The organism is Cellulosimicrobium sp. SJTW-1 (assembly GCF_047716875.1).
In the GTDB taxonomy this organism is placed as follows: Bacteria; Actinomycetota; Actinomycetes; order Actinomycetales; family Cellulomonadaceae; genus Cellulosimicrobium; species Cellulosimicrobium funkei.
This window is the reverse complement of the sequence record NZ_CP136680.1, coordinates 1,186,142-1,210,576: the sequence shown is the minus strand read 5'-3', so window position 1 is coordinate 1,210,576 and position 24,435 is coordinate 1,186,142. Positions and strand designations below refer to the sequence as shown.

Genomic DNA, 24,435 nt, shown 5'->3' with positions numbered 1-24,435 from the left:
GGCGAACGTCACACGCCGCCCACCGGCCCTCGAGGCCGGGGACAACGTCCTCGGCCGTGGTTCCCGGGCGCGGGACCTTGGACCTTTTGTGCCGTCGCGGGCGCAGGTCACACCGCCGGGCGCCAGGAGGAATAGTGCAGGCCCCCGGTCGATGGGGTTGTATGAAGCCGTAGTCGTTCACGGACCCTTCCCCCGCAGGAGCGTGAGATGAGCACGACCACCGTCACCGAGTCCACCGCCTGGCAGCCCGCCGAGATCGCACCGCTCGACGACGACACCCTGCGTCGGGTCGACGCCTGGTGGCGCGCGGCGAACTACCTCTCGGTCGGCCAGATCTACCTGCTCGACAACCCGCTGCTGCGCACGCCGCTGGACCGCGAGGACGTCAAGCCGCGCCTCCTGGGCCACTGGGGCACCACGCCGGGCCTCAACTTCCTCTACGCGCACCTCAACCGCGCGATCGCGCAGCGCCGCCAGTCGACGATCTACGTCGCCGGCCCCGGCCACGGCGGCCCCGGCCTCGTCGCGAACGCGTACCTCGAGGGGACGTACTCCGAGACCTACTCGGACGTCACCCAGGACACCGAGGGCCTGCGCCGGCTGTTCCGCCAGTTCTCCTTCCCGGGCGGCATCCCGAGCCACGTCGCGCCGGAGACGCCCGGGTCGATCCACGAGGGCGGTGAGCTGGGCTACGCGCTCTCCCACGCGTACGGCGCCGCGTTCGACAACCCCGACCTGCTCGTCGCCGCGGTCGTCGGCGACGGCGAGGCGGAGACGGGCCCGCTCGCGACGAGCTGGCACTCGAACAAGTTCGTCAACGCGCGCAACGACGGCGTCGTCCTGCCGATCCTGCACCTCAACGGCTACAAGATCGCCAACCCGACGGTGCTCGCGCGCATCAGCGACGACGAGCTGCGCGACCTCATGATCGGCTACGGCCACACGCCCTACTTCTTCACGGGCGGGTTCGACGGCGAGGACCACTTCGAGGTGCACCGCCGCTTCGCGCAGCTCCTCGACGAGGTGCTCAACCACATCGCGCAGATCAAGGCCGACGCCGCGGCGGGGAACGACGAGCGTCCCGCGTGGCCGATGATCGTGTTCCGCACGCCGAAGGGCTGGACGTGCCCGCCGGTCATCGACGGCAAGAAGACCGAGGACTCGTGGCGCGCGCACCAGGTGCCGCTCGCGAGCGCCCGGGACACGCCGGAGCACCTCGAGGTGCTGCGCGGCTGGCTCGAGTCCTACCGGGCCGACGAGCTGTTCGACGAGGACGGCCGCCTGGTCGACGACGTCGCCGCGCTCGCCTCCGAGGGCACGCTCCGCATGAGCGACAACCCGCACGCGAACGGCGGCCTCCTGCTCAAGGACCTCCGCCTGCCGGACTTCCGCGACTACGCCGTGGACGTCACCGGGCCGGGCAGCAGCATCGCCGAGTCGACGCGCGTCCTCGGGCAGTGGCTCACCGACGTCGTGCGGAAGAACCCGGACAACTTCCGGATCTTCGGCCCCGACGAGACGGCGTCGAACCGCCTCCAGGCCGTGTACGAGGTCACGGACAAGCAGTGGAACGCCGACTTCTTCGGGCCCGACGTCGACGAGCACCTCGCGCGCGCCGGCCGCGTCATGGAGATGCTGTCGGAGCACCAGTGCCAGGGCTGGCTCGAGGGCTACCTGCTCACCGGGCGGCACGGCCTGTTCACGAGCTACGAGGCCTTCATCCACATCGTCGACTCGATGTTCAACCAGCACGCGAAGTGGCTCAAGGTCACGAACCACATCCCGTGGCGGCGCCCGGTCGCGAGCCTCAACTACCTGCTGTCGAGCCACGTGTGGCGCCAGGACCACAACGGCTTCAGCCACCAGGACCCGGGCTTCATCGACCACGTCGTGAACAAGAAGGCCGAGATCGTCCGCGTCTACCTGCCGCCGGACGCGAACACGCTGCTCTCGACGTACGACCACTGCCTGCGCTCGCGCCAGTACGTGAACGTCGTCGTGGCGGGCAAGCAGCCGGCGCCGCAGTTCCTGTCGATGGACCAGGCGATCGCGCACTGCTCGCGCGGCCTCGGCATCTGGGACTGGGCCGGCACCGAGGTCGAGGGCGAGGACCCGGACGTCGTGCTCGGCGCCGCGGGCGACGTGCCCACGCTCGAGGTGCTCGCCGCGGCGGACATCCTGCGCCGGCGCATCCCCGACCTCAAGGTCCGGGTCGTCAACGTCGTGGACCTCATGCGGCTCCAGGACGAGAAGGAGCACCCGCACGGCCTGTCGGACAAGGACTTCGACACGCTCTTCACGACGGACCGGCCGGTCATCTTCAACTACCACGGCTACCCGTGGCTCATCCACCGCCTCACGTACCGCCGCACGAACCACGCGAACATCCACGTGCGCGGCTACAAGGAGGAGGGCACCACCACCACCCCGTTCGACATGGCCATGCTCAACGACATCGACCGCTACCACCTGGTGATCGACGTCATCGACCGTGTGCCGTCCCTGCGCTCGACCTACGCGGGCCTGCGCCAGGAGATGGTCGACGCGCGGCTGGCGGCCCGCCAGTACACCCGCGAGCACGGGGAGGACATCCCCGAGGTGCGCGACTGGGTGTGGCCGGACGTCGGCGAGACGGCGACCGAGGAGGGTGGCCCGCAGTACAACGGCGCGAGCGCCGCCGTGCAGGACACCGGAGGAGACAACGAGTGAGCGACACCGCTCGCAGCATCTACATCACCTCGCCCGAGGGCGAGACGGGCAAGTCCACGATCGCGCTGGGGGTCCTCGACCTGCTGGTCCGCAAGGTCCAGCGGGTCGGGGTCTTCCGGCCGGTCACCCGGGCCGCCGGCCCGGACGTGCAGGACTACGTGCTCGAGCTCCTGCTCGCGCACGACGGCGTGGACGTCACCGCCGAGCAGGCGATCGGCGTCACGTACGAGGACGTCCACGCCGACCAGGAGGCCGCGCTCTCGCGGATCGTGGCCCGGTACCACGAGGTCGCGAGCCAGTGCGACTTCGTGGTCGTCGTGGGCACGGACTACACCGACGTCGCCGGGCCGACCGAGCTGTCGTTCAACGCGCGCGTCGCGGCGAACCTCGGCGCACCGGTCCTCCTCGTCGTCTCCGGCAAGGGCCGCACGCCCGACGCCGTGGGCAACCTCATCGAGGTGAGCGTCGCCGAGCTGCGCTCGCAGCACGCGCAGCCCATCGGCGTCGTCGCGAACCGCGTGCAGCCGGACGACCTCGACGCGGTGCGCGCGCTGCTCGGGTCGCTGGGCCCGGACGGCGAGCCGCTCGCGGGCGGGACGTCGTCGGGCCCGACGGCGCAGCCCACCCCGGGTACGCGGCTGCCGGGCTGGGCGGTGCCCGAGGACCCGTTCCTCGACGCGCCGACCGTGCGGATCCTCATGGAGGCCGTGGGCGGGACGCTCGCGTTCGGCGAGGAGGAGCTCCTCGCGCGCGAGGCGACCGACCTGCTCGTAGGTGCGATGTCGTTCGAGCACCTGCTCGACCGGCTCACCGACGGCGCCGTCGTCATCACGCCCGGCGACCGGGTGGACATCCTCATCGGGCTGCTCGCCGCCCACTCGGCGTCGGGCTTCCCGTCGCTCGCGGGCGTCATCCTCAACGGCGGTTTCTTCCCGCCCGAGTCGACGGCGCGCCTCGTGGCCGACCTGGACCCGAGCCTGCCGATCATCCGCACCGACCTCGGGACGTTCCGCTCGGCGAGCGCCGCCGCGAGCGCCCGGGGCCGCGTGACCAAGGAGTCGCAGCGCAAGGTCGACACGGCGCTGGCGCTGTTCGAGCAGAGCGTCGACGGCGCGGCGCTCCTCGCGGGGCTCGACGTGCCCCGGCCCGAGGTCGTCACGCCGCTGATGTTCGAGTACGAGCTGCTCTCGCGTGCCCGCGCGGACCGCAAGCACGTCGTGCTGCCCGAGGGCGACGACGACCGCATCCTGCGCGCCGCGTCCACGCTGCTCGGCCGTCAGGTCGCGGAGCTGACGATCCTCGGCGAGGAGCAGAAGGTCCGCGCCCGCGCGGCGGAGCTCGGCCTCGACATCGACGCCGCGCACGTCGTCAGCCCGCACGACCCGGAGCTCGTCGAGCGGTTCGCCGCGGAGTACCAACGGCTGCGCGCGCACAAGGGCATGACGCTCGAGGAGGCGCGCGAGCGCGTCCAGGACGTGTCCTACTTCGGCACGATGATGGTCCACCTCGGGCTCGCGGACGGCATGGTGTCGGGCGCGAAGCACACGACGGCGCACACCATCAAGCCGTCGTTCGAGATCATCAAGACCCAGCCGGGCGTGTCCGTCGTCTCGTCCGTGTTCCTCATGTGCCTGCAGGACCGCGTGCTCGTCTACGGCGACTGCGCAGTCATCCCCGACCCGACGGCCGAGCAGCTCGCGGACATCGCGATCTCCTCGGCGGCGACGGCGCAGCAGTTCGGCGTCGACCAGCGGGTCGCGATGCTGTCGTACTCGACCGGCGAGTCCGGCTCGGGGGCCGACGTGGACAAGGTGCGCCGGGGCACCGCGCTCGTGCGCGAGCGCCGGCCCGACCTGTTCGTCGAGGGCCCGATCCAGTACGACGCGGCCGTGGACGCGTCCGTCGCGGCGTCGAAGATGCCGGGCTCGGACGTCGCGGGGCGCGCGACCGTGTTCATCTTCCCGGACCTCAACACGGGCAACAACACCTACAAGGCGGTCCAGCGCTCGGCGGGCGCCGTCGCGGTGGGCCCGGTCCTCCAGGGCCTCAACAAGCCGGTGAACGACCTCTCGCGCGGCGCGCTCGTGCAGGACATCGTCAACACCGTCGCGATCACCGCGATCCAGGCGCAGGCCCCGGCCGACGCCGCCGACCCCACCTCTGACTCCCAGGGAGCCACGTCATGACGATCCTGCCCGAGGGCGAGCGCCCCAACCCCTACAGCGCGTACGGCGCGCACGGGTCCGTGCTCGTCATGAACTCGGGGTCGTCCTCGCTCAAGTACCAGCTCGTCAACCCCGTCGGCGGCGAGGCGATCGCCGCGGGCACGATCGAGCGCATCGGCGAGGAGTCCGGGATCATCAAGCACCGGTTCGCCGGGAACACGACGACGCGCGAGGAGCCCGTCGCGGACCACGGGCACGCGCTGCGCATCGCGCTGAGCATGTTCGACGAGGTCGGCCCGACGCTCTCGGACGCCGACGTGTACGCGGTGGGGCACCGCGTCGTGCAGGGCGGCTCGCTGTTCGCCGACCCGGTCCTCGTCGACGACGGCGTGCTCGAGCGGATCCGCTCGCTGTCCCCGCTCGCGCCGCTGCACAACCCGGCGAACGTCAAGGGCATCGAGGTCGCGCGGTCGCTGCTCGGCGACGTGCCGCACGTCGCGGTGTTCGACACCGCGTTCTTCCAGCGGCTGCCGCAGCACGTCGCGACGTACGCCCTGGACGCCGAGGTCGCCGAGAAGTACGCGATCCGCCGCTACGGCGCCCACGGCACGAGCCACCAGTACGTCTCGGGGAAGGTCGCGCGCGTCCTCGGGCGCCGGATCGAGGGGCTCAACACGATCGTCCTGCACCTCGGCAACGGCGCCTCCGCGTCGGCCGTCAAGGGCGGCGTGCCGGTCGAGACGTCGATGGGCCTGACCCCGCTCGAGGGCCTCGTCATGGGCACGCGCACGGGCGACATCGACCCCGCGGTCGTGTTCCACCTCGCGCGCAACGCGGGCATGAGCATCGACGAGATCGACGACCTGTTCAACAAGCGCTCGGGCGTCAAGGGCCTGTCCGGCGTGAACGACTTCCGCGAGCTGCACCGGCTCATGGAGGCCGGCCACGAGGGTGCCCGCCTCGCGTTCGACGTGTACATCCACCGGCTGCGCAAGTACGTCGGCGCGTACGCCGCCGTGCTCGGCCGCGTGGACGTCGTCGCCTTCACCGCAGGCGTCGGCGAGCACGACGCCGAGGTGCGCGCCGCCGTCGTCGAGGGGCTCGAGCCGCTCGGCCTCGCCGTCGACCCGGACCGCAACGCCGTCGACTCCGGCGAGCCGCGCGTCATCTCGCCGGACTGGACGAGCACGCTCGTCATGGTGGTCCCGACGATGGAGGAGCTCGCCATCGCGCGCCAGTCGGTCGAGGTCGTCGAGGCGGCCTCGCGCGCCGGCTGATCCCCGCACGCCCGGACTCGTCCGGGTGATACCTGCGCGGCTCAGGCCGCTCCCCGGCCGGTGAGCCGACGCCCGCGCGTCGGCTCGCCGGTCGGTGGCATGCTCGGGCGGTGACCGTTCTCATCGACCCGCCCACGTGGCCCGCGCACGGGACGCTGTTCAGCCATCTGGTGTCCGACGCGTCGCTCGCGGAGCTGCACGCGTTCGCGGCGTCGATCGGCGTGAGCCCGCGGGCGTTCGACCTCGACCACTACGACGTCGCCGCCGAGCGGTACGACGTCGCGGTCGCCGCGGGCGCGGTGCCCGTCGGGGGTCGCGAGCTCGCGCGGCGCCTCGGCGCCTCCGGCCTGCGCGTCCCCGGCCGGGCGCGGCGCGCGGCGAAGGCCGACGCGCTCCTCGCGCGCTGGGACGTGCTCCTCCCGGGCGCGCGCGACGTCGGCGTCGAGCTCGTCGAGCGCTGGCACGAGCCGCACCGCGTCTACCACGGACCCGAGCACCTCGTGCACGCGCTCGACTCGCTCGCGCTCCTGGAAGGACGCCCGCCCGGCGTGCCCGACGCCGCCCGGCCACCCGCCCGCGGAGGTGCCGCCGCGGCGTCGGGCGGCGCGGCGTCGGGCGGAGCGTCGTCGGGCGGAGCGGTATCGGGCGGAGCGGTATCGGGCGGAGCGGTGTCGGGCGGAGCGGTATCGGGCGGAGCGGCGTCGGGCACGGGCCCGATGCCGGCGGTGACGCAGCTCGCGCTGTGGTTCCACGACGCCGTGCACGACGGCGAGGCGGGCCGCGACGAGGAGCGGTCGGCCGAGCTCGCGGACGCCCGGCTGACGGGCCACCTCGGTGCCCGCGAGGTCGAGGAGGTCGTGCGGCTCGTGCTCGTGACGACCGACCACGCCCCGGCGCCCGGCGACGCACCCGGGGCGCTCGTCTCGGACGCCGACCTCGCCGTCCTCGGGTCCGCGCCGGACCGGTACGCCCGCTACGCCCGCCAGGTGCGCGCCGAGTACGCCCACGTGCCCGACGACGCCTTCCGGGCCGGGCGCGCCGCCGTCCTGCGCGCGCTGCTCGAGGGCGGCACGCTGTTCCGCACCCCGCAGGCCGCCGCGCTCTGGGAGGACCGCGCCCGCGCCAACCTCACCGCCGAGCTCACGACCCTCACCTCCCCCACCTGACCCTCTCCCCCTCCCCCACCCCCGCCCGCCGAACAGGCGGTCTTGGTCCGTCCCGGGCGGCGGACGGACCAGGACCACCTGCTCGGCCAGCCAGGAGCGCCTGGTCGACGCGGCGGCGAGGTTAGGGTCGGGACGTGACCGACGATCCGGCGTCGCCGCCCGCCACCACGCCGTCAGCAGCAGCCGCGACAGCACCGTCATCCGACAGGTCCTCGTCGGGGCGTCCGCGCCGGTCCCGACGGCGGCGCCTGACCCTCGGGACGGCCGCCGGGCTCGTGGTGCTCGTCCTGGCGCCGTTCGTCGTGGTGCAGGCCGTGGGGCGCTCGCACGTCGCCGACCCGGCGCACGTGCCGCCGAGCGACGCGATTGTCGTCCCGGGTGCGGGCCTGCGGCCGGACGGGACGCCGTCCACGTACCTGCGCCGTCGGCTCGACGCGGCGGCGGAGCTCTACGACCGGGGCGTCGCGCCCGTCGTCCTCGTGAGCGGCGACGCGCACGACGACTACGACGAGCCCGGCTCGATGCGCGCGTGGCTGCTGGGCCGCGGCGTGCCCGACGACGCGATCCTGCTCGACCGCGAGGGCTTCGACACCCACGCGACGTGCACGCGCGCGGCGTCGGAGTTCGGCGTCGGCACGGCGGTGGTCGTCACGCAGGGGTACCACCTGCCGCGCACGCTGTTCTCGTGCCGCGTCGCAGGTCTCGACGCCGTGGGGGTCGGCGTGAGCGCGGCGAGCGTGGAGCCGTGGAAGGCCGTGCTCTACCGCGCCCGCGAGGTTCCCGCGGCGACGAAGGCCGTGCTCGACGCCGTGCTCCGCTGAGCGGGCTCCGTCAGGGCAGCCGCAGGCGGCGCATGACGTCGAGCGCCGACGTGAGGACCTTGCTCGGCAGCTCCCCGCCGAGCTGGTAGAGCGTGTCGAGCGTGAGGCCCTGGTTCGCGCCGCGCTGCACGGAGATCGTCTGCGCCTCGGTGAGGGCCTCGATCCCCTCGCGCCCGTGGCGGCGCCCGAGGCCCGACGCTTTGAACCCGCCCATCGGCGCCCCGACGGAGCCCCACGTCGCGGAGTAGCCGTCGTTGACGTTGACCGTCCCGGCCTCGACGCGGGCCGCGATCCGGCGGCCCCGGGCGGCGTCGCGCGTCCACACGCTCGCGTTGAGCCCGTACTCGGTGTCGTTCATGACCTCGACGGCCTCGTCGTCGCTCGCGACCCGGCGCACGGAGACGACCGGGCCGAACGTCTCCTCGCGCGCGCACGCCGCGTCGTCAGGCACGTCGTCGAGGACGGTGGGCGCGTAGAACCACGGCCCGATGTCCGCCCGGTGCACGCCGCCCGCGAGGACGCGCGCGCCGCGCGCGATGGCGTCCTCGACGTGGGCGACCACGCGGTCGAGCTGCGCCTGCGACGTGAGCGACCCCATGTCCGCCGAGTAGTCGAGCCCGGCGCCGAGACGCATCTCACGCACGAGGGGCACGAACTCGTCGAGGAACGCGTCCGCCACGTCCTCGTGCAGCACGAGCCGCTCGATCGACACGCAGAGCTGGCCGGAGTTGGAGAAGCACGCGCGCACGGCGCCGCGCGCGGCGGCGCGCACGTCGGCGTCGGCCGCGACGTAGAGCGGGTTCTTGCCGCCCAGCTCGAGCGTCGCGCCGATGAGGCGCTCCCCCGCGCGCGCCGCGACCTTGCGGCCGGTGGCCGTCGAGCCCGTGAACGCGATGTGGTCCACGTGGTCGGTCACCGCGGCGCCGACGTCTCCCCCGCCCGCGACGACGAGGAACAGGTCGGCGGGCAGCCCCGCCTCCTCGAGCAGCTCCGCGCCCCACAGCGCGGTGAGCGTCGTCTGCGGGTCCGGCTTGAGCACGACGGCGTTCCCCGCCACGAGCGCGGGCACGGCCTCGGCGAACGCGAGCGTCAGCGGGTAGTTCCACGGCGCGATGACGCCGACCACGCCCACAGGACGACGGTGCACGCGCGTGCCGGTGAGCACGGGCAGCATCCCCGGCGCCCGCCGGTCGGCGAGGTAGCGCGGGCCGCGCTGGGCGTAGTGGCGCGTGAGGATCGCGACGTCCGCGACCTCCTCGAACGCGCTGCGCCGCGACTTGCCGGACTCCATCTGGATGAGGTCGAGGCCGTCCGACTGGCGCGCGAGCACGAGCTCGCCGAAGCGCCGCAGCACCGCCGCGCGCTCGCGCACGGAGCGGGCGGCCCAGGACGGCTGCGCGGCCCGGGCCCGCTCCACGGCACGGGCGACGTCCTCGACGGACGAGACGGGGACCGCGGCGAGCGGGGCTCCCGTGGACGGCAGGACGGAGCGGTGCATGCCCGCCTCGTTGCTCGTGACGACGCGCTGCGCGAGGGGGGCCACGACCTCCGGCTCGAGGACGTAGGTCGCGGCCGGGTTCTCGGGGTCGATCAGGCCGTCCAGCGCGGCGCCGTCGCCGCGCCCGGAGCCGGGTGTGCCGGATGAGCTCGTCATGGGGACAGGCTACGTCGTGGCGCTGACAGCGCGTCGACGGGCTGCTCCCACGTGGTGAGCACGGGCCGGAACCCCTGCCGCGCCCAGAAGGGCGCGGACAGCGGGTTGAGCACGCCGTGGTGCAGCACGACGACGGCGCCCGGCCCCGCCTGCTCGTGCACGCGGGCGAGCGCCGCGTCGACGAGGGTCCCGCCGACCCCGGTACCGCGCGCGCTGCCCGTCACGTGCAGCAGGACGAGGTAGGCGACCGGCCCCGCCGTGACGGTCCCGGCCACGGCCCCGGAGCGCTCCGGAGGCTCGACCGCGACGACGCCCACGACCTCGCCCGTCCGCTCCCCCGGCCCCTGGTGGCGCGCCACGAGGACCGTGGTGCGCGGGTTCTCGACGGCGGCGGCGACCTGGGCGGCGAGGTGCTCGGCCGCGAGCGGCCGGACGCGGGCCGCGCCCACGAGCTCGTCGTACGCGAGCTCGGCGCGCTGGTGCTCGACGACGGCGGCCACGTCGTCCGGGCCGGTGTCGGTCAGCACGATCCCGGGGAGGTCGGTGCGGGGCCGGGCCGGCGGGGCGCCGCGACGGGCAGCGAGGTGCACGGTCGGGCGCAGGCCGCTCGCCGCGAGGGCGCCCACGGCCTCGACGTCGCGGCTCGGCCACAGGAGCGCCAGACCGTGGTCGCGGGGTGCGGGGCCCCGCTCGGGCAGCCCGTCGCCCGCCGGTGCGCTGCCCGGGTCGCGCGCGACGCGCGCCGTCCAGGCCGCGACGAGCGCGCGGACCGCGCCGCCCACGTCCGGTCCCGCCGCGCGCGCCCGCAGCCGGTGCTCGCGCAGCGCGCGGAACCCTGCCGCCGCGGAGCCGGGTCCGACGTCCCCGACGCCGAGGAGCCCCGCGGCCCGGGAGCCGTCCGGGAGCCGCACGGCGAGGAGACGCTCGTCGCCCGCGGTGGCACCGAGAGCGGGGACCGCCACGAGCGGGTCGAGCGCGGCGACGCGCGCGCGGTGCTCGGTCTCGAGGGCGGCGAGCTCGTCGTCGTCCGGCCGCCACGCGGCGGGGGTCATCGTCCGGCGTCGCGGGCGTCCGGGGCGCCGAGCGGGCGGCCGAGCACGACGCACTCCTGGTCCGCGTACCCCAGGCGCTCGTAGAAGCCGCGCACCGCGTCGTTCGTGGCGCGCACCATGAGGCGCACGGCCCGCGCGCCCTGCGCGGCGAGCCACGCCTCCGCCGCCACGACCGTCGCACGGCCCGTGCCGCGCCCCTGGACGCGCGGGTCGACCGCTACGTAGTAGAGCCAGCCACGGTGCCCGTCCACGCCGGCCATCGCCGTCGCGACGAGCTCCCCGGCCGCGACCCCGGGCGCCTCGGGAGCACCGCCCGGGGCCACCGTGGGCAGGTCGCGCGTCGCGCGACCCACGAGCACCGTCGAGGTCTCGCCCAGGCGGGCGTCGGCGAGGTCGCGGTACGGGTCGTTCCAGGGCCGGGTGAGCCCGCACTCCCGCCACAGCGCGACGACCGCCTCGACGTCGGCGTCCTCGACCTCGGTGAAGACCAGGTCGGTGGAGGCCTCCGTCGAGACCGCGTCCGCGACGTCAGTCTCCGGGCGGCCCGCGCCCGCGGCGGGCACGGAGCCGTTGCCGCCCGGCGCGCCGTCGCCGGCGTGCGTCAGGCGCGGACCGTCGGCGATGCGTCCGGCCACGGCGGGCTCAGCGGGGCTGGTACGGAGAGACGACGACCTCGACGCGCTGGAACTCCTTGAGGTCCGAGTACCCGGTCGTCGCCATGGCCCGGCGGAGCGCGCCGACGAGGTTGAGCGTGCCGTCCGCCTGGCGGCCCGGCCCGAAGAGGATCTCCTCGAGGGTGCCGGCCGTGCCGACGCGCACGCGCTCGCCGCGCGGGAGCTGGGCGTGGTGGGCCTCCGAGCCCCAGTGCCAGCCCTTGCCCGGCGCCTCCTCGGCCCGCGCGAGCGCCGCGCCGAGCATCACCGCGTCGGCGCCGCACGCGACCGCCTTGACGAGGTCGCCCGAGCGGCCGACGCCGCCGTCCGCGATGACGTGCACGTAGCGGCCGCCCGACTCGTCGAGGTAGTCGCGGCGGGCCGCCGCGACGTCCGCGACCGCGGTCGCCATGGGCGCGTGGATGCCGAGCGAGACCCGCGTGGTGTGGGCGGCGCCGCCGCCGAAGCCGACGAGGACGCCCGCGGCGCCCGTGCGCATGAGGTGCAGCGCCGCGGTGTACGTGGACGCGCCGCCCACGACGACCGGGACGTCGAGCTCGTAGATGAAGCGCTTGAGGTTGAGCGGCTCCGCGACGCCGGACACGTGCTCGGCGGAGACCGTCGTGCCGCGGATGACGAACAGGTCGACGCCGGCGTCGACCACCGTCTGGTAGTGCTCCTGGGTGCGCTGCGGCGACAGGGCCGCGGCGACGGTGACCCCCGCCGCGCGGATCTCCTTGAGGCGCTGCGTGATGAGGTCGGCCTTGATGGGCTCGGCGTAGATCTCCTGCATGCGGCGCGTCGCCTCGAGCGGCTCGAGCGCGGCGATCTCCTCGAGGAGCGCGGTCGGGTCGTCGTAGCGCGTCCACAGGCCCTCGAGGTCGAGGACGCCGAGGCCGCCGTGATTGCCGAGCGCGACGGCGGTCGCCGGGCTCATGACCGAGTCCATGGGTGCCGCGAGGATCGGCAGGTCGAAGTGGTAGGCGTCGATCTGCCACCCGACCGACACCTCCTCCGGGTCGCGCGTGCGCCGCGAGGGCACGACGGCGACGTCGTCGAAGGAGAACGCGCGCCGACCGCGCTTGCCACGTCCGATCTCGATCTCGTTGCTCACCGGGTCAGCCTACCGGCGGGCCGTGCCCGTCACCTGCACCGACCACCGTGTGGGTGGGCGCTGGCAGGGTGACGCTCGTCGCCGGGACGTCCGGCGACGACGGGAGCGCCGGGCGCCCCGGGCCCCGACCGGACGGCAGAGGTGGACCATGACGACGACGCCCTGGACGGCGGGACCGCTGCTCGGTCTCGACACCGAGACCACGGGCCTCGACGTCGACGTCGACCGCGTCGTCACCGCCGCGCTCGTGCTCCGCGAGCCGGGCGCCACGCACGTCCGTACGTGGCTCCTCGACCCGGGCGTCGAGATCCCGGCGGAGGCCACGGGGATCCACGGCATCACGACCGCGCACGCCGCGGCGCACGGGTCGGTCCCCGCCGTCGCGCTCGACGAGATCGCGACGCTCGTCGTCGACGCCCAGCGCGACGGCGTCCCGCTCGTCGCCTACAACGCCGCGTTCGACCTCGCGATCCTCGACACCGAGCTCGTGCGGCACGGGCTGCCGACGCTCTCCGCGCGCCTGGGGCGGCCCGTGCGGCCGGTGCTCGACCCGCTCGTGCTCGACCGGGCGTGGGACCCGGCGCGCGAGGGCAAGCGCCGGCTCGTCGACCTGTGCGCGCGCTACGAGGTGCTCGACGTCGGGCCCCTGCACACGGCGGACGGGGACGTGCTCGCGACGCTCGACCTGCTCGACGCGCTCGCGCGCGCGTACCCGGACCTGGCCGGGCTCGGGCCAGTCACGCTGCACGACCTGCAGGTCGTCGCGCACCGGCGGTGGGTCGACTCCCTGGACCCGGACCGCGACCAGCCCTACGTCGGCGCCGGCGCGGACGGGCGCTGGCCGGGCTGACCCGGGCACACACACGCAGCGCCACCTGCAGGCATATCTCATGATGCGGGTGAAGGTCGTGTGATGAAGGCATGGGCGCGGGCCTGAGGGCGCCCGCCGCCGCGTCGATATCTCATCCATGAGTTATCGTCGCTCTCATGACAGCGATCGACGACGCACCTCTCACGCAGGTCGGCGCGCTCATCCGCGGCGCCCGCCAGAACCGGGGTCTCACCCAGACCCAGCTCGCGGAGCGGCTCGGGACGAGCCAGAGCGCCGTGCACCGCATCGAGCAGGGCTCGCAGAACCTCAGCCTGGAGATGCTCAACCGCATCGGGCTCGCGCTCGACTCCGAGATCATCAGCCTCGGCGGCCCCAAGCACGCGCACCTGCGCGTCCAGGGCGGCCACACCCTCTCCGGCCGCATCGAGGTGAACTCCTCCAAGAACGGCGCGGTCGCGCTGCTGTGCGCCTCGCTCCTCAACCGCGGCCGCACCACCCTGCGCGGCGTGGCCCGCATCGTCGAGGTCGACCGCATCGTCGACGTGCTGCGCTCCATCGGCGTGCGGGCCACGTGGACGACGGGCGGCCGCGACCTCGAGATCGTCGTGCCGGAGCGCCTCGACCTGGCCGCGATCGACGTGGACGCCGCGCGCCGCACGCGCTCGATCATCATGTTCCTCGGGCCGCTGCTCGGGCTGCGGGACACGTTCGAGCTCCCGTACGCGGGCGGCTGCGACCTCGGGACCCGCACCGTCGAGCCCCACATGATCGCCCTGCGGCCCTTCGGCCTGGCCGTCACCGCGACGGGCGGGAACTACCACGCGACCGTCGCCCCGGCGTCGGGCACGGACCTGTCGGTCGTCCTCACCGAGCGCGGCGACACCGTCACCGAGAACGCGCTCATGGCCGCGGCCCGCCGCGACGGCGTGACGACGATCCGCAACGCCAGCTCCAACTACATGGTGCAGGACCTGTGCTTCTACCTCGAGCTGCTCGGCGTGCAGGTCGAGGGCATCGGCACGACGACCCTGCGCGTGCACGGCCGCACCGACATCGACGTGGACGTGGAGTACGCCGTCTCGGAGGACCCGGTCGAGGCGATGAGCCTGCTCACCGCGGGCATCGTCACGGGCTCGGAGATCACCGTGGCCCGCGTCCCGATCGAGTTCATGGAGATCGAGCTCGCGACCCTCGCCGAGATGGGCCTGCGGTACACGCTGAGCGCCGAGTACGTGGCGCGCAACGGCCGTTCGCGCCTCGTCGACGTCACGGTGCACCCCAGCGAGCTGCACGCGCCGATCGACAAGATCCACCCCATGCCGTTCCCCGGCCTCAATATCGACAACCTGCCGTTCTTCGCGGTCATCGCCGCGAACGCGCAGGGCACGACGCTCATCCACGACTGGGTCTACGAGGGCCGCGCCATCCACCTCACCGACCTCACGCGGCTCGGCGCCGACGTGCGGCTCCTGGACGCCCACCGGCTCCAGGTGACGGGCCCGACGCGCTGGTCGGGCGCCGAGGTGAGCTGCCCGCCCGCCCTGCGCCCCGCCGTCGTCATCCTGCTCGCGATGCTCGCCGCGAAGGGCACCTCCGTCCTGCGCGGCGTCGACATCATCGCGCGCGGCTACGAGGGCCTCACCGAGCGCCTGCGCGAGCTCGGCGCGAACATCGAGACGTTCCGGGACTGACCCCTCGCCGCCCTCGGCGCCGTCAGCTCCCTCTGGACCGCGCGGCACGACCACGACGGGCCGCCCTCCTGCGGGAGGGCGGCCCGTCGCCGTCACTTCGGGTAGACGGCGTCGACCTCCACCTCGACGAGCCAGCCGTCGACCGGCAGGTTCTCGATCTCGAGCGCGAAGCGCGACGGCCGGGCCGCGTTGACCACCATGGGCGCCGTCCGGGCCGAGCCGAGCTGGACCTCGAGCGTCGCGCCGGTCGCGAGGTTCGTGTTCGCGAAGAACTGGCGGTAGGCGCGGTTCCAGCCGGCGAAGTCCATCTTCTCCTGGCCCGCGGGATTCTGGAGGAACACCCGCATGGAGACGACGTCGTCGTAGGAGAGCCCGGCCCGCTCGAGGTTCTCGCCGATCCGCATGAGGACGTTGATGCCCTGCGCCTCCGTGATCGTCACGCCGGCCGGCAGGACGCCGCCGGGGAAGACGTCGGTCGGGACGTAGCGCTGCTCGGCCGTCGCGCCGGGCGTCGTGTTCATCGCGGCAGGCCCGAGCCCGGACGACTTGTACCAAGCGACGTTCTTCCCGATCGCGACGCCGTCGGCGATGGACGGGGTGTCGCCGGTGACGAAGGAGTGGGCCTCGGTCGGCCTCGGCTCGAAGAGCCTCCCGGCGGCGACGGCGGTGCCGGGGACGGCGACGGCGGCGGTGAGGGCGACGGCGACGACGACCTTGGTGCGGTTCTTCATGCAGGCCTCCCAGGGGGACGACGGGCGCCACCCTGGCGCCCGGGCTCCGGCCGGTCGCGAGGACCGCCGGGGCCGCGACGCTAGCCAGCCTCCGTTTCCGCGCCGTGACGGCGACGTGTCGGGTCGTCGCCGGTACCAGCGCGCGCCCGGACGTCGCGGCGCGCCGCCCCGCGGGCGCCGCCGAGGGCCGCGACACGAGACGTTTACGAGAGCCGCGATCCGTTGACCGACGCGAAACGCGCCGGACCCGCGCTCGCGACGACGCGTCCCTAGCGTCGGCCCCGGTGCTGACGGCGGCACCCGGCATCGTGGGCCGGGCTCCCCGCCCGTCAGGCCGTGGACGAGAGGGCTCCAGCCACATGGTCACTGACGAGAAGACGACCGGCGTCTCGCGCCGCAACTTCCTCCAGGCCGTCGGGGTCGGCTCCAGCGCCGGCGTCATGTTCGCGACGATGGGCGCGGTGGGCCTCGCCCCGACGGCCGCCGCCCAGCCGCGGAACGAGTCGTGGACACCGCCGCGGGGCAGCGACTTCAGCCTCACGGGCCGCTCCGCGAAGAAGGTCGTCGTCGTCGGCGCCGGGCCGGCGGGCCTGGCCACGGCGTACGAGCTGCAGAAGGCCGGCTACCGCGTCACGGTGCTCGAGGCGCGGCACCGCGTCGGCGGCCGGACGCTGACGATACGCGGCGGCGACGCGGAGACGGACGTCAACGGCGTCACGCAGAAGGCGCGGTTCGCCGACGGCGTCTACATGAACGCGGGCGCGGGGCGCATCGCCCAGTGGATGGTCACCATGGACTACCTGCGCGAGCTCGGCGTCCCCTACGAGGTGTTCACCAACGCCAACGCGGACGCCTACCTCTACAACGAGCGCTCCGGCGCGACCCCCGGCAACCCGGTCCGGTACCGCACCGCGAAGGCCGACGTGTTCGGCTACACGTCCGAGCTGCTCGGCTACGCGACCGACCAGGGCGCGCTGGACCAGAAGCTCACCGCCGCGGACAAGGAGAACCTGCGCGCGTTCCTCCGGTCGTGGGGCTCGCTCCAGGCCGACGGGAGCTACAAGGGCGGCAGCAACCGCGGGTACGCGGTCTACCCGTCCGCGTGGAACGAGCACGGCACGCCCCTGCCCGGCCCGGGCTCGGTCTCGGAGGTGCTCGCCTCGAAGGTCGGGCAGTACTTCCCGTTCGAGATCAACTGGGAGCAGTCGATGCTCATGTTCCAGCCCAAGGGCGGGATGGACACGACCTACGACTACTTCGTCAGGGCGATCGGCAAGCAGAACGTCCAGCTCAGCTCGCCCGTCACCGCGGTGAAGAACACGCCGCGCGGCGTCTCGGTCACGTACACCGCCCACAACGGCAAGGCGCGGCAGATCGACGCCGACTTCGCCGTCGTCTCGGCACCCGCGGGGCTCATGCGCCGCTGGGACACCAACTGGGGGCCCGACGTCGACGCCGCGCTCGGCGAGTTCGCCGTCGGCTCGCCCGCGGGCAAGATCGGGCTCCAGTACCGGTCGCGGTTCTGGGAGGACGACCACCGGATCTACGGCGGCATCACCGAGACCGACATGGACCTCGCCCACGTCTGGTACCCGTCCTACGGGTACGGGGAGCGCCGAGGGCTCGTCGTGGGCTACTACAACACCGGCGCGAACGCGCGCGCCTACGCGGACATGACGCCGCGGCAGCGGGAGATGCGCGCCGTCGAGCAGGGCGTGAAGATCCACGGCGAGAAGTACCGGACGGAGCTCGAGAGCTCGTTCTCCATCGCGTGGCACAAGGTGCCCTACATCGAGGGCGCGTGGGCGTACCCGAACACGCAGTCGTCCCGGTTCAAGCTCCTGCAGCAGGGCGCCGGGAACGTGTACTTCGCGGGCGACTGGATGTCCGAGATCTCGGCCTGGCAGCACGGCGCGTTCTGGGCCGCGCGCTACGCCGTCCAGGCGCTGCACGCGCGCGTCATGGCGTCGTGACCGCCCACCGCACGCAGCGCTGACGGGACGACGACGGCCCGGCGCCACCCGCGAGGGCGGTGCCGGGCCGTCGGTCGTGGTGCTGCGCGCTCAGAAGCCCGTGTAGTTGGGGGCCTCGACCGTCATCTGCACGTCGTGCGGGTGGCTCTCCTTGAGCGACGCCGACGTGATGCGGATGAAGCGCCCCTTCTCCTGGAGCTCCGGCACGGTGCGGGCACCGACGTAGAACATCGTCTGGTGCAGGCCGCCGACGAGCTGGTGCGCCACGGTGCCGAGCGACCCCTTGTAGGGCACCTGGCCCTCGACGCCCTCGGGGACGATCATGTCGTCGCTCGTGACCTCGGCCTGGAAGTAGCGGTCCTTCGAGTACGACTTCTTGCCGCGCGAGGACATGGCGCCCATGGAACCCATGCCGCGGTACGCCTTGTACTGCTTGCCCTTGACGAGGATCGTCTCGCCCGGAGACTCCTCGGTGCCCGCGAGCATCGAGCCGAGCATCACCGTCTCCGCGCCCGCGACGATCGCCTTCCCGATCTCGCCCGAGTGGCGCATGCCGCCGTCGGCGATGACCGGGACCCCGGCCGGGCGCGCGGCGAGCGACGCCTCGTAGACGGCGGTCACCTGCGGGACGCCGACGCCCGTGACGATGCGCGTGGTGCAGATCGAGCCCGGCCCGACGCCGACCTTGACCGCGTCCGCGCCGGCGTCGACGAACGCCTGCGCGCCCTCGCGCGTCGCGACGTTGCCGCCGATCACCTGGACGTCGCGCGTCGCCGGGTCGGACTTGAGGCGCGCGACCATCTCGATGAGCATCCGGACGTTGCCGTGCGCCGTGTCCGCGACGAGCACGTCGACGCCCGCGTCGATGAGCGTCGTGGCGCGCTGCCACGCGTCGCCGAAGTAGCCGATCGCGGCACCGACGAGCAGGCGACCCTGACCGTCCTTCGACGCGTTCGGGAACTGCTCCGACTTGACGAAGTCCTTGACCGTGATGAGCCCGGTGAGGCGGCCGTCCGCGTCGACGAGCGGCAGGCGCTCGAGCTTGTGCTTGCGCAGGAGCGCGGTCGCCTCCTCGCGGGAGATGCCCGCCGGGCCCGTGATGAGCGGCTGGGGCGTCATGACCTCGTCGACCTTCGTCGTCGCCCACTCGGCGACGGGCGTGAAGCGCAGGTCGCGGTTGGTCACCATGCCGATGAGGCGGCGCTCGGCGTCGAGCACCGGGAAGCCGGAGATGCGGTACTCGCCCGCGGTCTTGTCGAGCTCCTCGAGCGTCGCGTCGGGCCCGATGGTCACCGGGTTGTCGATGATGCCCGTCTGCGTGCGCTTCACCAGGTCGACCTGGAGCGCCTGGTCCTCGATCGAGAGGTTGCGGTGCAGCACGCCGATGCCGCCCTGGCGCGCCATCGCGATGGCCATGCGCGACTCGGTGACGGTGTCCATGGCCGCCGAGACGAGCGGCACGCGGATCGAGATCTCGCGCGTCAGGCGCGTCGTGGTGTCGATGTCCGACGGCGCCAGGTCCGAGTAGCCGGGCTGCAGCAGGACGTCGTCGTAGGTGAGACCCAGGAATCCGAAGGGGTCACGGTCGGGGACGGCGGCGGGGACGGGCGAAGCGGTCACACCAGGATTCTACGCCGCGGGCCCTCGCCGTATTCCCGCCCGGTGCTCGCCGGCCGGGCCTGCGCGAGGGGCGGACGGCGGGGTGCACGAGCGCGCACCCCGCCCGACCGGCGGGCCCGCGGGCGGCTCAGCGCACGACGGCGAGCAGCTCGTGGAGGAGGCCCGTGAAGCTGCGCACCCGGTGGACGGTCGCGGCGAGCGGGAGCTCCTCCGCGGCCTGGTCGCTCGGGAGCCCGACGAAGAACGGCAGGCTCGGGTTCGCGTCGTGCGCGGCGTGCACGATGCCCAGGTCGGGACGCGCCTGCGTGGTCACCATCGCCACCGCGGACGGCCGCACCATCGTCACGATCTCCAGCGTGCGGTGCACGTTCGCGGGCCCGGTGACGATCCGCGCCATCGCGCCGTGCGAGGCGAGCGACGCGGCGAGCGCGTGCGCGGCCAGCGGGAGCGGCTCGTCGGGCGCCGCGAAGACGAGGACGATCCGCCGCATGCGGCTCGGGTGGTTCCGGGGCGGCCCCCCGGCGGCCACGATCGCGTCCTCGCTCGCCTGCGTGTACTCGCGCAGCGCGACGAGCGTCGCGTTGGCGAGCACGACCTCGGGCACCTCGCCCGGGCCGGCGAGCACGGTGCGCTCGGCCAGGCGCTCGAGCGCGGGCTCGACGAGGTCGGACCACCACGCGGCCGGGTCGCCGCCCGTCGGGATGCGTAGCAGCCGGTCGCACGCGCGCTGGTCGTAGGCGATCGCCGCGTCGACGACGTCGGAGACGCGCGTGGGCCGCGGTCCCTCACGGACGCCGACCGGACGGGGACCGGCGGCCCGTGCGGGCTCGCCCCCCGGGACGGCGCGCAGGAACGGGCGCGACGGCGGCGGCTCGGGCGCGTCGTCGTCGGCCTCGGGCTCGTCGGCGTCGAGGTCGCCCGCGCCGTCGGCGCCGCGGTCGTCGAAGGAGATCGCCCCACGGTTCGCGGCGAGCTCCTCCTCGTCGGCGGCGAGCGCGGCGCGGGCCGCGTCGGCGGGGGCGACGCCGTCGAGCGTGAGGCGGCGCATCACGACGAGGCGAGCGACGTCGTCGTCCGTGTAGCGCCGGTGGGAGCCGGCCCGGTGCTGCGAGGGGCCGAGGCCGTAGCGACGGTCCCAGGTGCGCAGGGTCGCGGGCGCGACGCCGAGCCGGCGCGCGACGGCGGCGACGGCGAGGCCGGGAGACGAGGTCATGCTCGGTCGGGCTCCCTCGGGGTCGGGGGCGGACCGGACTGAGGTCATGGATCGATTCTGCCGAGCGGGCACCCGTCTCGCCACCTCGTAGAGGTCACAGTCGTGCACCCTTCGCGCCACACCCGCGCCGTATTTGTTCGCTGCACGCGCAAACGCGCCGGTCGCTGCGGATCGCGTCAGCGCGCCCGGAGCGGTCGACGCGGTTGACCCCCCTCACACCGCTCCACGAGCGGTTCAACCTGCCCGTTCACTTTTTCCTCACAGGGGACTTGAACAAGTCTTGCAACGCTTGTAGGTTGTTCGGCATGGCAGAGATCTCGAGGCTCCCCGGGCCCGTCATGGAGCTGTGGGAATGGCAGTACCAGGGTTCGTGCCGCGACGCGGACGACACGTTGTTCTTCCACCCCGAGGGTGAGCGCGGCTCGACGCGACGACGGCGAGCGGAGGCCGCGAAGGCGATCTGCCACTCGTGCCCCGTGATGATGCAGTGCCGCGAGCAGTCGCTCCGCGTGCGCGAGCCGTACGGGGTGTGGGGCGGCCTGAGCGAGGACGAGCGCGCCGCCATCCTCGCGGGCGGCGCCCGCCGCACCGGCTGACGCTCCCTCTCCCCGGGCACCACCGCGGTGCCTCCGCGCCACCAGCAGACCTGCACGGCCCCGGTCCGACGTCGTACCGGGCGCACGTGCGCACGACCCGTGGGACCACCGGTGGGGCGACCGGCCACGGAACGCAGCAGGACCCCGCGACCGACGGTCGCGGGGCCCTGCTGCTGAACCGGGTCGGCGTCAGCCGACCACCACGGCGAGGATGTCGCGCGCGGACAGGACGAGGTAGTCCTCGCCGCCGTACTTGACCTCGGTGCCGCCGTACTTGCTGTAGATGACCTTGTCGCCGACGGTCACGTCGAGCGGGACGCGGTTGCCGTTGTCGTCGACACGGCCCGGACCGACGGCCAGGACCTCGCCCTCCTGGGGCTTCTCCTTGGCGGTGTCCGGGATGACCAGGCCGGATGCGGTCGTGGTCTCGGCCTCGAGGGCCTTCACGACGATCCGGTCCTCGAGCGGCTTGATGGGGACCGACACGTCGGACCTCCCCTTTCGCGGTGAGAACTGCAACGGATGGGTCGAGCGCACCGGCTGGCCGTCGTCGCGGGTGCCGGACAGCCTGGTCGCACGTGGTGCCGCCTCCGCGAGCGGTGGCGGCACGTCTCAAATCTAGGTCCCGGTTAGCACTCGGTCAAGGCGAGTGCCAACGTCCGTCCTGCGGACGACCGGGCCCCGGCTGCGCGTGGTCCCCGGCCCCCGTGGAAGGATCGACGCCATGGACGCCGCCACGCTCACCAAGCTGCTCAGCCCCGAGGGCTGGGCCCTGCTCGGCGCGCTCCCGCCGTACGACGAGCAGCAGTCGCTCGTGCTCGCGGCAGGGCTGCGCGCGAAGGGCGTCGACCCGGACCTGGCCGCCGCGGCCCTCACCCAGTCCCGGCTGCGCGCCGCGGCGCACGGCAAGCTCGGCGCGTTCGCCGACGGCATGCTCTTCACGCAGGCGGGGCTGGAGCAGGCGAGCCGGCTCGTCGTCGCGGGCCTGCACGCCCGGCGGTACCAGGAGGCGGGGATCCGGCGCGTCGCGGACCTCACGAGCGGGATCGGCGTCGACGCGCTCGCGTTCGCCGCCGCGGAGCTCGAGGTGCTCGCGACCGACGTCGACGAGCTCACCGCGGCGATCGCGACCGTCAACCTGCGCCACTTCCCCGAGGCCGAGGTGCGCCACGGCGACGGGCTCGCGCTCGACCTGGAGGGCGAGCGGATCGAGGGCGTGTACGCCGACCCCGCGCGCCGCACCCGCGCCGGCACGCGCGTGTTCGACCCGAAGGCCTACGCCCCGCCGCTCGACGCGGTGTGGGCGCTGCGCGAGCGTGTGCCCGCGGTCGGGATCAAGGTCGGCCCGGGCATCCCGCACGCCGGCCTGCCCGAGGACGCCGAGACCGAGTGGGTGTCGGTCGACGGGGACGTCGTGGAGGCCGGGCTCTGGTTCGGCCCGCTCGCGCCCGAGGGACCGGGCCGGTCGGCGCTCGTCCTGTCGTCGTGGACCGGGCCCGACGGGACCGCGCGCACCACGACCCGCCGGATCGCCCACCGCCCCGGCGACGAGGACGTGGTGCCCGAGGTGGGCGCCGTCGGGCAGTACCTCTACGAGCCCGACGGCGCCGTGATCCGGGCGGGGCTCGTCGCCCACGCGGCGCGCGGGCTGGGCGGCCGCCTGCTCGACCGGACCATCGCGTACGTGACCACCGACTCCCCCGCGCCGCTCGACGCGACGGGGCTCGCGGACGGGCTCGCGCGCGGCTACCGCGTGCTCGACACCATGCCGTTCGGCCTCAAGCGACTGCGCTCGTACCTCCGCGAGCGCGGCGTGGGTCGTCTGACGATCAAGAAGCGGGGCACCGCCGTCACGCCGGAGCAGCTCCGCCGGCAGCTCGCCCTCACGGGCGACGCGACGGCGACGATCGTCCTCACGCGCGTCGGCGGCTCCCAGCAGGTGCTCGTCGTCGAGCCGCTCTCCGCTCCCCCGGCCGGCGCCGGGCAGGACGGGCCCCGGTGAGCGCCCTCCCGCGCCGCACGGCGATCCCCTTCGCGCGCTCGGAGCGCTCGACCGTCGGGCTCGAGTGGGAGCTCGCGCTCGTCGACGCCGACTCCGGCGACCTGCGGCAGGTCGCGCAGACCGTGCTCGACGCCGTGCGCCCGGCCGACGGCGGCCCGCACCCGTCGATCAAGCAGGAGCTCCTGCTCAACACGGTCGAGGTCGTGAGCGGCGTGTGCCGCACGGTGGGCGAGGCCGGCCGCGACCTGCAGCGCTCGGTCGAGGAGCTGCGCGCCGTGACGGACCCGCTCCGCGTCGAGCTCATGAGCGCGGGCACGCACCCGTTCGCGCGCTGGGCGCAGCAGAAGGTCACCGACAAGCAGCGCTACACCACGCTCATCGACCGCACCCAGTGGTGGGGGCGGCAGATGCTCATCTACGGCGTGCACGTGCACGTCGGCATCGAGGACCGCGCCAAGGTGCTGCCGATCCAGCGCGCGATGCTCACGACGTTCGCCCACCTCCAGTCGCTCTCGGCGAGCTCGCCGTTCTGGGGCGGCAAGGACACCGGCTACGCGTCGAACCGCGCGCTGATGTTCCAGCAGCTGCCGACGGCGGGCCTGCCGTTCCAGTTCGGGACGTGGGAGGAGCTCGAGGGCTACGTCGCCGACATGCTGCACACCGGCGTCATCGACGCGTTCGACGAGGTGCGGTGGGACCTGCGGCCCGCGCCGCAGTTCGGCACGCTCGAGACGCGCATCTGCGACGGCGTCACGAACATCTCCGAGCTCCTGGCGCTGGCCGCGCTCACGCACTGCCTCGTCGAGCACTTCTCGACGATGCTCGACGAGGGGCGCGAGCTGCCGAGCATCCCGCCGTGGTACGCGCAGGAGAACAAGTGGCGCTCGGCGCGCTACGGCATGGACGCGATCATCATCCTCGACCGCGAGGGCAACGAGGAGCTCGTGACCGACGCCGTCGGGCGGCTGCTCGTCGAGCTCGAGCCCGTCGCGGCGCGCCTCGGGTGCCTCGACGAGCTCGATGGCGTGCGCACCATCGTGCGGCGCGGCGCGTCCTACCAGCGGCAGCGCGCGGTGGCGCGGCGCCACGGGGGCGAGCTGGACGCCGTCGTGCGCTCGCTCGTCGCCGAGATGCGGGCCGGCCGGCCCCTGTGACCCGGCCGGGCC

Annotated in this window: 19 protein-coding genes; 11 read left to right on the top strand and 8 right to left on the bottom strand. The window is 73.9% G+C overall.

Annotation, left to right across the window (positions count from 1 at the left end; translation table 11 throughout):
• The first annotated feature begins 207 nt into the window (after window positions 1-207).
• The 5 genes from RSE42_RS05510 (at window position 208) to RSE42_RS05490 (ending at window position 8,138) form a co-directional block, all read left to right on the top strand.
• Window positions 208-2,709 carry a phosphoketolase gene (locus RSE42_RS05510; RefSeq protein ID WP_415298104.1) on the top strand — a complete coding sequence of 834 codons (2,502 nt, stop codon included), beginning with the start codon at window positions 208-210 and terminating at the stop codon, window positions 2,707-2,709.
• Entirely contained in the window at window positions 2,706-4,895 is a 2,190-nt protein-coding gene (gene pta, locus RSE42_RS05505; RefSeq protein ID WP_415298102.1) for a phosphate acetyltransferase, read from the top strand. The genes RSE42_RS05510 and pta overlap by 4 nt, the downstream gene beginning before the upstream one ends.
• On the top strand, window positions 4,892-6,151 hold the full coding sequence (locus RSE42_RS05500) for an acetate/propionate family kinase (protein WP_043656335.1): 1,260 nt from the start codon (window positions 4,892-4,894) through the stop codon (window positions 6,149-6,151). The genes pta and RSE42_RS05500 overlap by 4 nt, the downstream gene beginning before the upstream one ends.
• Window positions 6,152-6,261: 110 nt before the next feature.
• Window positions 6,262-7,317, top strand: coding sequence for a DUF4031 domain-containing protein (locus RSE42_RS05495; protein WP_415298101.1), 1,056 nt, complete (start codon window positions 6,262-6,264; stop codon window positions 7,315-7,317).
• A 134-nt stretch (window positions 7,318-7,451) separates the two neighbouring features.
• A complete protein-coding gene (locus RSE42_RS05490) occupies window positions 7,452-8,138 on the top strand; it encodes a SanA/YdcF family protein (RefSeq protein ID WP_415298099.1) in 687 nt (228 codons plus the stop codon).
• Between the two features lie 10 nt (window positions 8,139-8,148).
• On the opposite strand, the gene RSE42_RS05485 is transcribed toward RSE42_RS05490, so the two are convergent.
• The 4 genes from RSE42_RS05485 to RSE42_RS05470 are packed head-to-tail and all read right to left on the bottom strand — an operon-like array spanning window position 8,149 to window position 12,611.
• A complete protein-coding gene (locus tag RSE42_RS05485; RefSeq protein WP_415298097.1) occupies window positions 8,149-9,792 on the bottom strand; it encodes a succinic semialdehyde dehydrogenase in 1,644 nt (547 codons plus the stop codon).
• Window positions 9,789-10,844: a GNAT family N-acetyltransferase gene (locus RSE42_RS05480; protein WP_415298095.1), complete on the bottom strand. Its 1,056-nt coding sequence runs from the start codon at window positions 10,842-10,844 to the stop codon at window positions 9,789-9,791. The genes RSE42_RS05485 and RSE42_RS05480 overlap by 4 nt, the downstream gene beginning before the upstream one ends.
• Window positions 10,841-11,479 carry a GNAT family N-acetyltransferase gene (locus RSE42_RS05475; RefSeq protein WP_415298094.1) on the bottom strand — a complete coding sequence of 213 codons (639 nt, stop codon included), beginning with the start codon at window positions 11,477-11,479 and terminating at the stop codon, window positions 10,841-10,843. Before RSE42_RS05475 ends, RSE42_RS05480 begins: the two co-directional genes overlap by 4 nt.
• Before the next feature lie 7 nt (window positions 11,480-11,486).
• Window positions 11,487-12,611 (bottom strand): GuaB3 family IMP dehydrogenase-related protein, encoded by a 1,125-nt coding sequence (locus RSE42_RS05470; RefSeq protein ID WP_043655795.1) that lies wholly within the window; start codon window positions 12,609-12,611, stop codon window positions 11,487-11,489.
• A 148-nt stretch (window positions 12,612-12,759) separates the two neighbouring features.
• Between RSE42_RS05470 and RSE42_RS05465 the strand changes: the two genes are divergently transcribed.
• Together RSE42_RS05465 and RSE42_RS05460 are read left to right on the top strand one after the other, a co-directional pair.
• A complete protein-coding gene (locus RSE42_RS05465; protein ID WP_415298092.1) occupies window positions 12,760-13,461 on the top strand; it encodes an exonuclease domain-containing protein in 702 nt (233 codons plus the stop codon).
• Window positions 13,462-13,598: 137 nt separating this feature from the next.
• The gene (locus RSE42_RS05460; protein ID WP_198163091.1) at window positions 13,599-15,134 is read left to right on the top strand and encodes a helix-turn-helix domain-containing protein; all 1,536 of its coding nucleotides are present in this window, start codon (window positions 13,599-13,601) and stop codon (window positions 15,132-15,134) included.
• Window positions 15,135-15,226: 92 nt separating this feature from the next.
• Here the strand turns inward: RSE42_RS05460 and RSE42_RS05455 are convergent, their stop codons facing one another.
• The gene (locus tag RSE42_RS05455) at window positions 15,227-15,865 is read right to left on the bottom strand and encodes a Rid family hydrolase (RefSeq protein ID WP_034653981.1); all 639 of its coding nucleotides are present in this window, start codon (window positions 15,863-15,865) and stop codon (window positions 15,227-15,229) included.
• A gap of 359 nt (window positions 15,866-16,224) precedes the next feature.
• On the opposite strand from RSE42_RS05455, the gene RSE42_RS05450 reads away from it, so the two are divergent.
• Window positions 16,225-17,838, top strand: coding sequence for a flavin monoamine oxidase family protein (locus tag RSE42_RS05450; RefSeq protein WP_085388386.1), 1,614 nt, complete (start codon window positions 16,225-16,227; stop codon window positions 17,836-17,838).
• Window positions 17,839-17,928: 90 nt separating this feature from the next.
• Here the strand turns inward: RSE42_RS05450 and guaB are convergent, their stop codons facing one another.
• Both guaB and RSE42_RS05440 read right to left on the bottom strand, forming a co-directional pair.
• Window positions 17,929-19,458 carry an IMP dehydrogenase gene (gene guaB, locus RSE42_RS05445; RefSeq protein ID WP_021479849.1) on the bottom strand — a complete coding sequence of 510 codons (1,530 nt, stop codon included), beginning with the start codon at window positions 19,456-19,458 and terminating at the stop codon, window positions 17,929-17,931.
• Window positions 19,459-19,585: 127 nt separating this feature from the next.
• Window positions 19,586-20,671: a MerR family transcriptional regulator gene (locus RSE42_RS05440; protein WP_228485251.1), complete on the bottom strand. Its 1,086-nt coding sequence runs from the start codon at window positions 20,669-20,671 to the stop codon at window positions 19,586-19,588.
• 305 nt (window positions 20,672-20,976) lie between these two features.
• On the opposite strand from RSE42_RS05440, the gene RSE42_RS05435 reads away from it, so the two are divergent.
• A complete protein-coding gene (locus RSE42_RS05435) occupies window positions 20,977-21,267 on the top strand; it encodes a WhiB family transcriptional regulator (protein WP_031316449.1) in 291 nt (96 codons plus the stop codon).
• A gap of 189 nt (window positions 21,268-21,456) precedes the next feature.
• On the opposite strand, the gene groES is transcribed toward RSE42_RS05435, so the two are convergent.
• Window positions 21,457-21,753: a co-chaperone GroES gene (gene groES, locus RSE42_RS05430; protein WP_021482870.1), complete on the bottom strand. Its 297-nt coding sequence runs from the start codon at window positions 21,751-21,753 to the stop codon at window positions 21,457-21,459.
• Window positions 21,754-21,991: 238 nt separating this feature from the next.
• Here groES and RSE42_RS05425 point away from each other — a divergent pair, with 238 nt between their 5' ends.
• Together RSE42_RS05425 and RSE42_RS05420 are read left to right on the top strand one after the other, a co-directional pair.
• A complete protein-coding gene (locus tag RSE42_RS05425; RefSeq protein WP_137280114.1) occupies window positions 21,992-23,269 on the top strand; it encodes a THUMP-like domain-containing protein in 1,278 nt (425 codons plus the stop codon).
• The gene (locus RSE42_RS05420; protein WP_021482303.1) at window positions 23,266-24,423 is read left to right on the top strand and encodes a glutamate--cysteine ligase; all 1,158 of its coding nucleotides are present in this window, start codon (window positions 23,266-23,268) and stop codon (window positions 24,421-24,423) included. Before RSE42_RS05425 ends, RSE42_RS05420 begins: the two co-directional genes overlap by 4 nt.
• Window positions 24,424-24,435 lie beyond the last annotated feature (12 nt).